The organism is Methanococcoides sp. DA23, from assembly GCF_057593895.1.
Map to the genome: position 1 here is coordinate 1,547,327 of NZ_CM172520.1, position 15,136 is coordinate 1,562,462.

Sequence of the window (15,136 nt, forward strand, 5' to 3'; positions counted from 1 at the left end):
TTAAAAAAATGGATTGAAGGATAGCGAATAGCTACATGCCATATATGAGGGGAACAACTGAATTTTCAAAAAATACTTTTCAGTTTTGAGACCAAGAAGTCCGATATTATATGGACCTCCATTGACAGGACCATCCCTATCGTGGCTGCTACAATAAACCTTAAGTATCCCAGGTGCAACTCAACGCCCAAAAGCAGCAGCAATACGGCCACTATCAAAGCAAGATTGATCACTATGGACAGGGGTCCAATGATAGGATTATGAGAAAAGCCTCTGTGTTTGAATATAACCTTGTAAGGCCACCAGAGTATCCTGAACATCTTCCATCGCTTGTAGGGCTTGCTTTCTATATCCAGATCAGGGCTAAGGAAGAACGTTGCGAACAGATAGGATAGAGAAAAGACCGCTACCGTGTAAATATCCAGATATCGGACAGCCAGCTCATTTACATTCCACATAGTAAGATAGAAAATGCCTGCCAGTACAACTATCAGCACTGCAATGTTTATCGTGTCATGTGTTTTTCCGCCTGGCATTGTTCATCCGTCCCTGAATATGATTTTGGGTCTTTAATGACGTAGGGGGTGTTATATCTTCGCATAATGATGCTGGAATAATTGATGCGAATCCAAGTTTCTACCTCGCCAATCAATGGATCTTTTCAGAACCAAAAAAATGAAGGGAACAAAACAAAGAACAATTGATCAGTCGCCCAAATGAAAAAATAATGTATTTATTTGATCCTTTCAATTGGAATCGAAAAACCAAATATACTGAACTTTCCGTATTCGCTTCTGACCCAGGTCTTCCCCCCATGGAGCTCAACTAGCTTTTTCACAAGTGAAAGACCTAAGCCAGTCCCTGAATGCTGTTTTTGGGAAAAGGAGCTGATCTGGCTAAATGGCTTGAACAGCTTGTCCATATCTTCCTCCTTTATCCCGATGCCACTATCTTCAACTTCAATTTCCAAAGACCCCTGATCCACACAGGCCTTTATAGTTATGACCCCATCCTCGGTGGAGAATTTGATGGCATTACCTATCAGATTGTAGAGTATCTGCTTGAGTTTACCAGTATCGACTTCAACGGTACCTACATCAGGTTCTATCATAGTAGTGATCGTTACCCCTTTGCGACTGGCAGATATATTCATGGACTCCGTGATCTCTAAAAGCAATAGTCGCAAATTTACTTTTTCACAATGGAGTTCCATCTTACCAGCTTCTGCTTTTGAAAGATCGAGAATGTCATTGATAAGACTAAGCAAATGTTTGCCGCTTGCAGAGATATTCTCTGCATATTTCCCCTGTTTTTCATCCAAATGCCCAGTATATCCGTTAGCAAGCAGATCGGAGAAACCTATGATAGAGTTCAGTGGCGTTCTGAGCTCATGACTGACATTTGCAAGGAATTTGCTTTTAGCGATATTTGAAGCTTCAGCCATATCCTTTGAGATTATGAGCTCTTCTTCCATTATTTTTCTTTCAGTCAGATCGATCTCCATGGAAAATATGCTCAACTGGGTCCCTGGCAACAGAACATTTGAATAACTGGATAGTACCGGGATACTCCTTTTGGTCTTTGTAACAAAGGTAGTTTCATTAAATCGTTCAAATTTTGGCTCGGTCATGGCTGAATTGACCATTTCAGACAGTTCTTTACCATTGTCAATGGGAATTATAAGGTCAGTTATCTTTTGACCGATCGCTTCTTCCTTGGAATATCCATACATCTTTTCACTGGCGCTGTTCCAGTAATGAACAATGAGATGACTATCGAACCCCTGAATTGCGACATTGGGAATATCGTCTATGAATTTACGGAATTTCTGATCGTTGAGTTGAAGCTCTATATCCTGCTTTTCAACTGTCCTTGAAAGACTCACATTCTTACTCAGTACCATATAGGAGATATTGGCAGACATAAGGACCAATATAAAGGAAAGAGCTTTGATAAAGGAAAGATCTGTTGAAGACAGACCATTGACCATTACATATTGGAACCAATTGATGACATAAAGCCATGCAGGATAAAGGAACAATAAGAAAAACAGGATAATTGTGACAGGAACAGAATAGGAGTGTTTGAACCACTCTTTAATCCGAAGCGGATCTTCATCCTCATATTCCCCCCTCATATTACAACTCCCAATACACTAAAACTGATACAGATTAAATTATACAAAGGTTTTATATAATGTGCACTGAATAATAAGAAATACATAATATAAAAAGATAGTACATTGTTAGCATTGTAAAACATTTATTGACACACAAAACAAGTACCGGTCCAGAAGGAAAAATCAGAATGCAACGAGATATAGAATCTGCTTCAATGTACCTGAACATCTTCCTCTTTGTGACATTGGTAAATTCACTCCTTTCAAGATTCGCAGTTGTAAATTTCCCAGTTTCACCTGCAGCAGGAGTATCCAGCATGTACTTTGCAGTAGCTTTTATGATAGTGTTTGCCCTATGGTATGGGATGTGGGGGGCACTGGCAGCTTATTTTGGTTGCATTGTAGGAGCAGGCATCCTTGCAGATATGCCAACCTCACTGAACATCATATGGTCCATTGCGGACCTATGGCAGGTGATGATCCCGCTTGTTGCATTCACCTATTTTAAAGTGAACATCCGTCTAAAGACAAGAAGGGATTTTGTTTATTTGCTAATTTTCGGAGTATTTCTGAACAACCTAATAGGTGCATTATGGGGAAGCTATATGTTAGCCATCAATGGAGTCATACCTTATGAGGAGATATTCCTAACCTTTGAACAATGGTTCACGGGAAATGTTGTAGCCATCATCGTGATAGTTCCATTTCTGCTGAGGTATGTCACCCCATATATACAGCAGACAGAATCCTATGTCGAAGGGTACTGGAAATAAGAAATATGGACTGAGTGTTATCCTCGGATATGCTATACATAAGGATCAAATATCATTGATTCGAGAATCTACCCTATCTTATAGCCATTTCGTCCTTTTAAAATAAAAGACCATAACCATTGATACAGAGATCATGGCGAGCCACACCGCTGGATAGCCCCACTTCCAGGCAAGTTCGGGCATATGCTGAAAATTCATTCCATATACTCCGGCTATAAATGTTAGAGGTATGAATATCGTGGCAACCAATGTAAGAACTTTCATTACCTCATTCATTTTATTGCTTACACTTGAGAGGTATATGTCCAGCATTCCGGAAAGCATCTCTTTATACGTCTCTATTGTATCGATTATCTGAATTATGTGGTCATGCACATCTTTGAGATATACGTGGGTAGAATCCATTATAAGTGACGATTCTATCATTCTCAGACTATTTAGGATCTCCCTAAGTGGCCAGACCGATCTTTTAAGGGTTATCATTTCTCTTTTCAGTTCATGGATCGTCGTCAAGGTATCTGGTGTTGGATCGGTTACCAGTTCTTCTTCTATAAAGTCAATTTTATCCCCGATCTTTTCGAGTATAATGAAGTAGTTATCGACAATTGAATCCATTAGCGCATAAGCAAGATAATCCGCATCCATTTTCCTGATACGACCCTTTGATGCCCTCAATCTCCCCCTGACCGGATCAAAAGTATCCCCGACCCTCTCCTGGAAGGATAAGACCAACTTCGGTGCTAAAATAAAGCTGACCTGCTCTGTTGTCAATTCATTTACCTTTTCATCAAATGAAAGCATTTTCATTACAACATACATGTAATTTCCAAAATCCTCTAATTTCGGACGCTGGTCTGTGTTAAGTATATCTTCCAGCACAAGGGAATTTAAACCAAAATGGAGTCCGATCTTCTCTATGACATCAACTTGGTGCATGCCATCTATATTGATCCATGTAACCGTTTTTTGATCGTCATAACGAAGACATTCCTCTACGTTTTCCACTTCCTTCTCCGAAAAATAGCTTTCATCATAATCAAAAATAGTAAATCTGACCCGTTCTTCCTTCATCTCTCCGACATGGATCAGAGACCCAGGCGGTAGGCCTGCTTTAGAAGATCTTTTGAAGATTTTAGACATAAACACCCCTGCCACTTACAACTATAGAAGTATTATTATTTCAATTTATGTGAATACGTGTGCAGTTTATTTCTAGGAAAAAAAATAGTAGAAATGCAACTCATAAAATTGATTATCAGGTCTTTGAAGAAACTAAATATAATTGTTCTGGACCTGTAGCAATGATCATTGCCTGCCCTGATAATGTTTAAGATGTTTTGCTGGCTATGAATATTAGTTGACAAAAAGTGACGTTCTTAATAATCATACAGAGAAAGTTGATTAAAAGATAGCTGCGTCAAACTTTTTGAAAAGAAAACAAATAACTGCCTTGATTACCTTTATTAAGAATGACCTCGTCGAGCAAAGGTAAAGTTTATGGACCAATAGAATGCCAAGAAAAAAAGAAAGTAACAGGAAATTGAAGAAAGAGCATTTCAAAAGCAAGATAATTAATCAGTTGTTAAACCACATTATTATCATATTCTTGTTCTTCATACTACCGATATCTGCAATACTTTTTGTTGATCATCGGGGCTGGGTAATTATCCCGGTAATAATTATTGATTTCCTAAAACTGGTCTATACCATCCTCATTTCCTACACGTTTGCCACACTATTCCTCAAATTTACCGTGAATATAATTCCAAGGATGTTTGAAAGTGTAGGTAAGAACGAAGAAAAGATCCTCTTAAGTAAGATCTACATCGGATTTGTCTATGCATTCACAAGTGCAGTGATGTTCTGGCAGGTTGGTATCGATACACAGAATATTGTGATATTCTTAGGTCTTGTTGCAACAGGTTTTGCTTTTGCTATCAAAGAGATCATTCTCTCCTATTTCATCTGGTTCATACTGCTCACTAAAAAACCTTTCAAGATAGGGGATTACATAAGCATAGGAGAGGAAGAGGGATTAGTGAAACATATCGGACTATTTTATGTTGTGATTTCTCCTACCAGACATAAAGAATTCTATAAAATACCAAACAAGTTCTTCCTGGAAAAATCCATTAAAAACTATAGCACTGGACTTTTTGAGTCGTCCTTCGACTATTATATCAAGGATATCCCAGGAGACCTCAGCTATCGTATAGATAAGATTGTGGAAAAAATAAAGATGACAGAAGGTATTGATGTCAAGCTGAAGTTGGACTCCGACTGTGACGGTTTAAAGCTTACAGCATATTACAGGTCCACATTCTATGAAAGGGAAAATGTAAAGCACAAATTGATAGGTATCATCCTTGAAGGAATTAGTGTCCTTCAAACAGAACATGTGGGGGAACAACAATAAGATTTTGGTTTGTGGACCTTGGGGTAGGTCTGATCAATTTTCAACAGCGATATATGCCACATTTTGTCAAAAAGAGTTGTTTCCATACGAGAGGTCATGCTTGAGCTATTTTTGAATTTGGAATAAAGAACATATAGATACCTTTATCGGACCAAATTAGATTTATACTTAAATGCTCTTTTTCGAATTTAGAATCAGACCTTATAAAATAGTGTATGTGACAGGTTAATTAGCACCCTGACTAAAGGTGTACAATAGTATTCATTGTACATAGCAATCGTGCAAAATATACAGCTTTTATAGTTGCGACTGAATTTGTATAAAAATAACAATGTCGTCTACTTTGGAGAATCCTATGAATAAAGAAGATCAGACATTGATACTTGGCTGGAGAGAATGGGTTGCTTTGCCAGATCTGGGCATACATGCCATCAAAGCTAAGGTCGATACCGGAGCCAAGACATCAGCACTACATGCCTTTAATGTAGAACTTTACAGGGAGAATGGCGTTGAAATGGTCCGATTTTTGATCCACCCGATACAAAGAGATCAAGATTTTCAGATCGAATGCATAGCACCCCTAAAGGACCGACGCCAGGTAACCGATTCCGGTGGTCACAAGGAGACCCGTTATGTTATCGAAACGGATGTTGTAATTGCATCCCGTCGATACCCAATTGAATTAACACTTACCGACCGCGATACAATGCGTTTCAGGATGTTATTGGGCCGTACCGCAATAGAAAATATAGCATTAGTCGATCCAGGTGCATCACACATTACTGGAAAACTTGACGCACTCTCACTATATAGTCTGAAACATGAGGTTGACAAATGAAAATTGCCTTATTATCAAGAAACCGTAAGTTATACTCATCTCGTCGCTTAATTGAAGCAGCTGAAGAAAGAGGGCATGAAGTTCAAGTGATCGATGTATTGAGAGCTTACATGAACATTACCCCTCACAAGCCATCCATTCACTATAAAGGCGAGGAGCTTGATGGTTTTGATGTGGTTATTCCTCGCATTGGTGCATCTGTGACATTCTATGGTGCTGCTGTCTTGCGACAATTTGAAATGATGGGTGTTTTCCCTTTGAACGAATCGGTTGCAATTACCCGCTCCAGGGACAAACTGCGCTCATTGCAACTACTCTCCCGCAAGGGCATAGGTATGCCTGTGACCGGATATGCAAGCAAACCTGATGACATTAAAGATGTGATCAAGATGGTTGGTGGTGCGCCCCTTGTTGTTAAGCTGCTTGAGGGTACACAGGGTATTGGTGTAGTACTGGCTGAAACACAAAAGGCTGCAGAAAGTGTGATAGAAGGGTTCATGGGTGTGAAAGCAAACATCCTTGTCCAGGAATACATCAAGGAAGCGAACGGGGCTGATATTCGTTGTTTTGTTATCGGCGGTAAAGTGGTGGCATCCATGAAAAGGCAGGCACCAAAAGGCGAATTCCGGTCGAACCTACACAGAGGAGGCTCTGCAGAGGTCATCAGGATCACACCTGAAGAACGCTCGACAGCTGTACGTGCTGCAAAGATAATGGGACTCAATGTGGCAGGTGTTGACCTTTTACGCTCCAATCACGGACCTGTGGTAATGGAAGTTAACTCAAGCCCTGGCCTGGAAGGAATAGAAAATACGACAGGGAAGGATGTTGCAGGCATGATCATTGAATATATTGAGAAGACCAGTAAAGCCGGTAAGACAAAGACTCGTGGAAAAGGTTGATCCATACAGCCACCCGTAACAATTACAAGCTTAACCATTCATCAAAAATATGCCTTTAAACCAATATTGCACATAAACACCTCCGGCAAAAAAAGCATTTAAGAGTTTGATCGCTGGTATATATCCGGTCAGCATCCAACCTTTTTTATTGAAGTTTATATTTTTACTACGCTTGTTTAAAGTATGAGTTATTTTTTGTTTTATTTAAGACATTATCGACACTTCTACAATAAGTCGTGCAAAAGTTGCATTTTATAAATGTGATCATAATAGCTTTCGGACCTTTTTTCATTGTCCCTTAGCTTCTTTGAGGATTACAAAATGGACCAGATTGAACAATGAAATATAACAAATAATATATATGATAAATTTTAAAACATACTCGATATAATACGTGGGAAATTTAGGAAGATAATCAAATATGGATGGAACAGAAGACATTCGGAGTGATCTAGCTGTAGACGAATACTATAAGAGTTAGACCGAATCGATCGTTGATCCAGGTATCTTGAATTCTATTTTTGATGACCTACCTTTTATTATGATCCTCATCGATCAGGACGGCAAAATTAAAAATGTAAATCGAGCTGCCACTGCTAAATTAGATAAAGATAAAAAGGATTGTGTTGGGTTTCTTGGTGGCGAAATATTCCAGTGTATAAATTCTTTCACAGGGAAAGGATGTGGAAAAAACACAGAATGTTTAGAATGTCCCGTACGAAAGTCTGTGATGCACACTTTTGAAACCAGAGAGAACATTTACAAAAAGGAAGGGGAACTGGACATATTGACCAATGGTCAGCCCATACCAATTCATTTTTTAATTTCAACTATCCTGACACAAGATAAAAATGGTCCAAACGTCACATTGGTCGTGGATGACATATCAGAGATCAAAAAGACAAATGATATCATCAAACGGAAGCTTGAGATCGAGAAGGTAGTAGCACATACTTCTTCGATGTTCATCTCCAGTAAAGATATTGATTTTAACATAGATTTTGCTCTTGAAAAAATTTGCAACTTGTGTGGAAGTAGTAGAAGTTACATTTTTCTGATCCGTGACAATAGGACTCAGATGGACAACACCCATGAGTATTGTCCGGAGGGTGTGGAAGCCCAAAAAGAGAACCTTCAGGACCTCCCAGTAGATATGTTCCCTTGGTGGATGAACAAACTCCACAATGGTGAATCGATCCATATTAAAGATGTCTCAGCATTACCCGAAGAAGCATCAGCTGAAAAAGAGATCCTGGAAATGCAAGAGATAAGATCATTGATAGTTTTGCCTCTGCATAGGGATAATGAACTTGCCGGTTTTATCGGACTGGACAATGTTCAAAATACCGGAGAGTGGGAAGAAGAGGATATATCCATTCTTCGTATGGTTTCCCACATAATAGGAACTAGCCTCGAGCGCAAGCAAGTAGAGGATGCACTGCGAGATAGTGAAGAAAAAATGCGCTACATCGTGGAGAGCAGTACCAATCTCTTCTACTCACACACACCTGAACACGAATTGACATATCTTAGCCCTCAGTGCCGTGAGTTCCTTCAATGCGAACCCGAGGAAGCCATGGTAAGATGGTCCGAATTCGCTACCGACAATCCAGTTAACGAAGAAGGATTTGCGCTGACCAAGAAAGCGATCAAGACCGGAAAAAAACAGCCTTGCTACCAAATGGAAGCGTCAGGAAAGACAGGCCAAAATATCTGGGTAGAGGTAAACGAAACACCACTCGTAAAAGATGGAAAAACCGTGGCAATCGTTGGTTCTTTAACCAACATTACCACGCGCAAGAAGGTGGAAGAGGAACTGGAGGAACGCCTGATGTTCCAAGAGGCAGTCCTGGACTGTATAGCCAATGGCATCGTGGCGTGCGACCAGGAGGGAAAGTTGACGTATTTCAACCGGGCCACGTGCGAGTTCCATGGCTTGCCTATTGTGCCGATCCCAGCGGAAGACTGGGCGAATCACTACAGCCTGTACGAGGCGGATGGTGAAACGCCACTGACACGTGAACGTAACCCGTTGATCCGGGCGTGGAAAGGCGAAAATGTTTCAGGCCAAGAGATGGTCATCGCAATGAAAGGACTTGTACCTCACACGGTGATCACTACTGGTCGCAAGCTGACCGATGCCAAAGGGAATCCACTCGGAGCAGTATTGTCGATGAATGACATCACAGAGCGGAAAGAGATAGAGACTGCTTTACAAAAATCGGAACAGAAGTTCAGAACATTTTTTAATAATTCTAATGATCCGACTCTGATATACGACCTTGAAGGCAACATCCTGGAAGTGAACGAGGCTGCTTGTGAATTCACAGGTTATAGCAGAGATGAAATGCTGAGCATGTCGGTGATGGACTTGGATTCTCCTGAACAGGCAGCAAGGATAACTGATAATATCAAGCATTTACAGAATGGAAAACGATCCATATTTGAAAGTGTAGCTATTTGCAAAGACGGCAGCCACATACCTATCGAACTAAGTAACAGCATTATTGAGTATGATGGAAAAACAGCTGTCCTCTCCACATCTAGAAATCTCGCAGAGCGGAAACAAGCCGAAGAAACAATGATCAATGCCAAGATTGCTGCTGAAGATGCTAATCGTACAAGATCAGAATTTATCGCTAATATGAGCCATGAACTTCGAACTCCTCTTAATTCGGTCATTGGTTTCTCGGATGTGCTGCATAGTGAGAAATCCGGCACCTTGAACGAAAATCAGAAACGCTACATTAATAATGTTTCTGCGAATGGGAAGCAACTTTTGGTACTGATCAATACGTTATTGGATTTCTCAAAGGTTGAAAGCGGAAAGATGGAGTTGAAAATAGAAGATTTCATCTTGACAAGATTAATTGAAGAAATAGAGACTTCGGTCGTACCTTTATCTTCAAAGAAGGATATTGAACTTAAATTCAATATCGATATCAAAAAGCCTATTATAAGAGCAGATAGAACAAAGCTCAAGCAGGTACTCTATAATCTTATAAGCAATGCCATCAAGTTCACAGACCGAGGAGGTTATGTGACCATAGAATCCCGAACCTCTGAGGATAATATTTCATTTTTTGTAAAAGATAATGGCATTGGGATCTTGTCCGAGGAAATGAAGAAACTATTTAGACCATTTGTCCAGCTCGATTCATCACGCACACGGGAATATGGCGGTATTGGCCTTGGCCTCACCATTGTCAAAAAGTTTGTGGAAATGCATGGTGGCGAAGTCTGGGTCGAGACTGAAGTTGGAAAAGGAAGTGAATTTGGATTTACTTTACCAAATGATCCCGAGATAATAGCCTGAGATCAATATTTGATTGGGCTGACAGAGAGGTTAAAACAACTGTGACCACATTGTCAGCAGTATAATGGAAATATAAGCGGACATAAACGGATCACCCAAATCGGGGCCCACCATAATCTGCATTATTGTTATATCCCCTGCTTTCCCAGAAGCCTTCATAGGGCTCATCAACAACTTCGATACCTGTTATCCATTTTGCCCACTTGTAACCGTATTTGCTTTCAGCAACAAGCTGTAGAGGGAAACCGCGGTCTTGCGGAAGGGTTACATCATTGAGCCGGTAAGCGAGAATAATGTTGTTGTCGATAAGATAATCCAGATCAAGGGCTGTAGAGTAGCCATCTTCTGAATAAAAAATAACTGTTGTTGCTCCTTCCTGAACACCTGCCTCATCAAGCAGTGTGGCAACTGGCACACCGGTCCATTTTCCAGTAAAATCCCAACCTTCAACACAATTGAGATCTACCACCTTTGAAACGTTCGGATAAGAAGTTATCTGCCCATAGGTCAGTTCCAATGGTTCATCGACCATACCATTGATGGTCAACAGATAAGTATCCTCAATTATCCTCTGTGTTCCTTTAATGGCATTGTTCCTCTGGTCACTGATAGGAGTAAGCTCTATCCCCTGAAATTCAAGGGTTTCCACTTCATCACCATATGTATCAACATCATCCCCTCCTGTATCTGAAGAGATACAGCCTGAAATTGACATGAACAAACACAAGATGACAAAGATACCGATCATTTTCATCACAACAACCCCGAATAAGAATTGATGCTGATACATAAAATAGTTTATCATGGTGTTACTTGTAACTCACATAACTGCAATAACCTATGAAAAAATTACATATATTAAACAGACAGAACTTATGTGGGGAAAAAGGGATTGAACACAACAAAAGATACACTCCGGAAATATGACCGCTATTCACATGTCTATGATCTTTTTGAATGGGTGATGGAACATATTGCTTTCAAAAAATGGCGGAAGGTCGTTTTCTCAAAAGTTGAAGGAAGATGTCTTGAAGTCGGGTTAGGCACAGGTAAGAACTTTGATCACTATCCTGAAAATGCTCAAATGGTAGCTATCGATCTATCACCTGGAATGATGGGAAAAGCTAAGGGAAGAGCAGCAAAAGCAGATGTGGAAATGGTGGTAATGGATGCCCAGCATCTTGCCTTCAAGGATAATGTATTTGATTCAGTTGTAATGACATTTGTACTTTGTTCAGTGCCAGATCCTGTAAAAGGAGTGGAAGAATGCGTACGGGTCTGCAAACCTGAAGGTAAGATAATAAATCTTGAACATGTTCGCAGCAAATACCGAATAATTGCATTTATGGAAGAGCTGATGAACCCGATAACAAGCGGATTCTTCGGGTTCAATGTCAATAGGAACACAAGAAGCAATATCGAAGCCGGAGGAGCAAATGTTGTCGAAGACAATAATATGACATTTTTCGATGTATTCCGGCTCTTTATCAGTAAACCGAACAAATAAGACCATAAACAAGAACCTCACAGTATAATCAGAAAATAATAACACTGAACTTGAGAGATAAAACAGATCTGTTTAAAGTTACCGTTATTATTATAAATGATTAATCGTTATGGATACCTATTAGAATACACAACAAAAGAGGCGAATATAATGGAAGATGACTACGATGAACTTGATGATATTATAATGCAGAAACCTTCTGAAGGAGACAGAGTAAGGATGGAACACGAAATGCTTGACAAAGCTGCGTCCCACCCAATAAGAAGACAGATCGTAAGGTCCATCGGCGTATTCGGTAAAGCGGAAGCTGACATAAAGTCTGAAGTGGAGACCGATGATAATACATTAAAGTATCACATGGACTTTCTGAAAAATGCTAATATCGTTGTGGTCAAGGATGACCTTCTCAGATTGACAGATAGCGGCGTTGACATGCTGGCCTCTATCAAAAACCATCCGGAAAAATAAATATACAGCATCAGGTCGGCTCTAAGGCAGTTGAACTGCCTTGATCCCCCTTTTTTAACTTATAGCTATCTACAGCACTATTTAGACTGCCTCCGTGCAATCGGCACTTTTATATTCTCCCCGAGCTAATCAAAGACACCAATAATAATGAGTGATAACCATGATAAGTGTCAATGAAAAAGGACTAGCGATCATCGATGAGATGTTAGACTGGGAAGAAGATGTAAAGATAGAATCAAAAGTGCTTGATAACGGCGCAACCATCATCGACTGTGGTGTTAACACCGAAGGCGGTTACGATGCAGGTATGTACCTCTCACGCCTCTGCCTCGCAGACCTTGCTGAGATCAGCTACACAAAGGTAGATCTCGATGGATTAGCAGTACCTGCAATTCAGGTAGCTACAGACCATCCTACCATCGCATGTATGGCATCACAGTATGCAGGCTGGAGAATTGCAGTCGGTGACTACTTTGGAATGGGCTCAGGTCCTGCAAGGGGTCTCGGACTCAAGCCAAAAGAGCTCTACGAAGAGATCGGCTACAAAGACGATGCTGATGCAGCGGTCCTGGTAATGGAATCCGACAAACTTCCAAACGAGGAGATCGTCGAATACATTGCAAAGCATTGCAGTGTAGAGCCACAGAACGTTTACATTGCTGTTGCACCAACCTCATCAATTGCAGGATCCGTCCAGATCTCCGCAAGGGTTGTTGAAACAGGTATCCACAAGCTCGAATCCATCGGTTTCGACATCAACACCATCAAGAGCGGTTTCGGTGTTGCACCTATTGCACCTATTGTCGGAGACGACACCAAGTGCATGGGATCCACCAACGACTGTATCATCTACTGTGGTGAGACATACTACACAGTTGAATATGGAGACGATGAGAAACTCGAAGACTTCGTGAAGAAAGCACCATCCTCAACATCAAGGGACTTTGGTAAGCCATTCTACACAACATTCAAGGAAGCAGGATTCGACTTCTTCAAGGTTGACGCAGGAATGTTCGCACCTGCAAAGATCACCATCAACGACCTCAAGTCAAAGAAGTCATTCACCAGCGGTCGCACAAACCCTGGCATCCTTCTCGAATCATTCGGCGTCAAGAACGTTTAAGCATAATTCAGAATGCAGCCATCATTTTGGCTGCGACATTTCTTTTTTTGGAGGAAAAATGGAAACCATAGAAAATTCCAGTGGAGTAGGCGGTCTTTTAACATCATTTAGAAAACTTGTCAAAGACTCAAAAAAAGTAATGTTCATTGGGACTGCCGGATTCTGCACACCTTTTGCAGAACTTATGGCATACGTCATACGTGACACCAATATAGAGATAGGGTTTATTCCAGAGACCAGCCCTGAGGAAGCGAGAGAGATAATCAAAACACCTTTCGGGATGCAGATCGGAGACAATATAGACTTCCATGCAGATACTATTGTCCTTCTTGGCGGACTTTCCATGCCAAAGATGGGCATAGATATCAATGACGTGAAAACCACAATTGAAAAGGTATTTGAGAACACCGATAATGGAACAACCATCGGAGTCTGTTTCCAGTCAGCTTTTGAGAACCAGTGCTGGATAGGACCGATAGAGTTCGATCATGTTATTGATTCCGACCTATCGATCAAAACATTGAAAGCTTGAATTAGAAGAATATCTGATAATCAAGCATCTGCATTATTTTTCTTTTTTAGTGCCCATTATCCATTCTTATGACCATTATTGACCCATAGAATAGGGGTTATCCTTCATTTGATAAATGCATCCACAACAACATGCCATACGCCTGGCGAATATTTTTTGATGCGATAACATCCCATGATCTCAACACCCCTTCCAAGGGTTGCCGCTGCCTCCTTTATTCTCTTTATGGGACGGTCAAAGACAAGACATTCAGGCGTAGTCTCGTGATAATGCAGAGTACCGCCTTCTTTTCTAATAGCAGATATCCCCTGCTGGAGATACTCATGGGTGGTTCCCACATATCCCATTATCACCCGGTCGGCAATGCCCACAGGTGTCACATCTTTACAATTTCCATTGATAGCTTCAATGACATCTTCCTGATGGTTCAGCCTTATGTTCTCAAGCAGATAGCCATATGAGACAGGATTCAGTTCGATGGAATAGACCTTCTTTGGCTTTCCGTGAACAGCCAGAGGAATGGAAAAGTATCCGATGCCTGCGAACATGTCTACTACCACATCATCCTTTCCAAGCTTACTCATTCGTCTTTTTTCAGCAAGGTTGCCCTTTGAGAACATCAATTTCATTACATCGATCTTAAAAAGACATCCGTTCTCCTTCTGTATGGTCTCCGTCTTATCACCAATGATGATCTCACGCTCAGGTTCTCTGAAAGGTCCTTTTATTCCAAGGTCCTGTACGACACAATTGCATCGAGGATTGATCAAAAGAAGTTTTTCCGCGATCTCTGTTCTGTAATTTCGGATCTCAGCAGGAATATGGGTTATTATGATATTGCCTATCAACTGCCAGCCTGAAGGCACGTATTGTATGAGTTCATCAGGAATGACACCTGTTAGATGCTCTTTCAATGAAGCAGCTGAAAGATAGAATTCCGGGCTACTTTGTTCCACAACAGTGAAACCGGACACATCACGAAGAACGGGAATTTCAGCTACCCTACCCTCCATTGAATCAACTACAACTATCTTCCGAGCCCTATCCAGCACATTCGACTCTGCAAATTCAGCCCTTACAGCTTCAACCGATCCAATGGGTACAACAACAGCTTTCATAGAATGGTCTGAATCTGTACTGAA

At 40.7% G+C, this 15,136-nt stretch carries 14 protein-coding genes; 9 read left to right on the forward strand and 5 right to left on the reverse strand.

Going from position 1 to position 15,136, the window contains the following annotated elements:
* Positions 1–65 precede the first annotated feature (65 nt).
* Both AC20MK_RS07435 and AC20MK_RS07440 read right to left on the reverse strand, forming a co-directional pair.
* Complete coding sequence (locus tag AC20MK_RS07435) at positions 66–536, reverse strand: metal-binding protein (protein ID WP_487355233.1); 471 nt, start codon at positions 534–536, stop codon at positions 66–68.
* Positions 537–733: 197 nt separating this feature from the next.
* Complete coding sequence (locus tag AC20MK_RS07440) at positions 734–2,137, reverse strand: PAS domain-containing sensor histidine kinase (RefSeq protein ID WP_487355234.1); 1,404 nt, start codon at positions 2,135–2,137, stop codon at positions 734–736.
* A gap of 170 nt (positions 2,138–2,307) precedes the next feature.
* On the opposite strand from AC20MK_RS07440, the gene AC20MK_RS07445 reads away from it, so the two are divergent.
* Positions 2,308–2,892, forward strand: a complete 585-nt coding sequence (locus AC20MK_RS07445; protein WP_487355235.1) for a hypothetical protein — start codon at positions 2,308–2,310, stop codon at positions 2,890–2,892.
* A 78-nt stretch (positions 2,893–2,970) separates the two neighbouring features.
* Here the strand turns inward: AC20MK_RS07445 and corA are convergent, their stop codons facing one another.
* Positions 2,971–4,032, reverse strand: a complete 1,062-nt coding sequence (gene corA, locus AC20MK_RS07450; protein WP_487355236.1) for a magnesium/cobalt transporter CorA — start codon at positions 4,030–4,032, stop codon at positions 2,971–2,973.
* A gap of 370 nt (positions 4,033–4,402) precedes the next feature.
* Here corA and AC20MK_RS07455 point away from each other — a divergent pair, with 370 nt between their 5' ends.
* The 4 genes from AC20MK_RS07455 to AC20MK_RS07470 all read left to right on the forward strand — a co-directional run bounded on the left by AC20MK_RS07455 (position 4,403) and on the right by AC20MK_RS07470 (position 10,364).
* Entirely contained in the window at positions 4,403–5,308 is a 906-nt protein-coding gene (locus tag AC20MK_RS07455) for a mechanosensitive ion channel family protein (protein WP_487355237.1), read from the forward strand.
* A 355-nt stretch (positions 5,309–5,663) separates the two neighbouring features.
* Positions 5,664–6,146, forward strand: a complete 483-nt coding sequence (locus tag AC20MK_RS07460) for an ATP-dependent zinc protease family protein (protein ID WP_487355238.1) — start codon at positions 5,664–5,666, stop codon at positions 6,144–6,146.
* Positions 6,143–7,048: a 30S ribosomal protein S6--L-glutamate ligase gene (gene rimK / locus AC20MK_RS07465; protein WP_487355239.1), complete on the forward strand. Its 906-nt coding sequence runs from the start codon at positions 6,143–6,145 to the stop codon at positions 7,046–7,048. Before AC20MK_RS07460 ends, rimK begins: the two co-directional genes overlap by 4 nt.
* A 508-nt stretch (positions 7,049–7,556) precedes the next feature.
* Complete coding sequence (locus AC20MK_RS07470; protein ID WP_487355240.1) at positions 7,557–10,364, forward strand: sensor histidine kinase; 2,808 nt, start codon at positions 7,557–7,559, stop codon at positions 10,362–10,364.
* Positions 10,365–10,455: 91 nt separating this feature from the next.
* Here AC20MK_RS07470 and AC20MK_RS07475 read toward each other — a convergent pair whose 3' ends face one another.
* The gene (locus tag AC20MK_RS07475; RefSeq protein WP_487355241.1) at positions 10,456–11,118 is read right to left on the reverse strand and encodes a molybdopterin-dependent oxidoreductase; all 663 of its coding nucleotides are present in this window, start codon (positions 11,116–11,118) and stop codon (positions 10,456–10,458) included.
* A 138-nt stretch (positions 11,119–11,256) separates the two neighbouring features.
* Between AC20MK_RS07475 and AC20MK_RS07480 the strand changes: the two genes are divergently transcribed.
* The 4 genes from AC20MK_RS07480 to AC20MK_RS07495 all read left to right on the forward strand — a co-directional run bounded on the left by AC20MK_RS07480 (position 11,257) and on the right by AC20MK_RS07495 (position 13,994).
* Positions 11,257–11,871 carry a class I SAM-dependent methyltransferase gene (locus AC20MK_RS07480; protein ID WP_487355242.1) on the forward strand — a complete coding sequence of 205 codons (615 nt, stop codon included), beginning with the start codon at positions 11,257–11,259 and terminating at the stop codon, positions 11,869–11,871.
* Between the two features lie 150 nt (positions 11,872–12,021).
* Positions 12,022–12,339 carry a hypothetical protein gene (locus tag AC20MK_RS07485; RefSeq protein ID WP_487355243.1) on the forward strand — a complete coding sequence of 106 codons (318 nt, stop codon included), beginning with the start codon at positions 12,022–12,024 and terminating at the stop codon, positions 12,337–12,339.
* A gap of 160 nt (positions 12,340–12,499) precedes the next feature.
* Positions 12,500–13,462, forward strand: a complete 963-nt coding sequence (gene mch / locus AC20MK_RS07490) for a methenyltetrahydromethanopterin cyclohydrolase (protein WP_487355244.1) — start codon at positions 12,500–12,502, stop codon at positions 13,460–13,462.
* Between the two features lie 58 nt (positions 13,463–13,520).
* A complete protein-coding gene (locus tag AC20MK_RS07495; protein WP_487355245.1) occupies positions 13,521–13,994 on the forward strand; it encodes a DUF2124 family protein in 474 nt (157 codons plus the stop codon).
* 104 nt (positions 13,995–14,098) lie between these two features.
* On the opposite strand, the gene AC20MK_RS07500 is transcribed toward AC20MK_RS07495, so the two are convergent.
* Positions 14,099–15,112, reverse strand: a complete 1,014-nt coding sequence (locus AC20MK_RS07500) for a class I SAM-dependent methyltransferase (RefSeq protein ID WP_487355246.1) — start codon at positions 15,110–15,112, stop codon at positions 14,099–14,101.
* Positions 15,113–15,136: the final 24 nt, after the last annotated feature.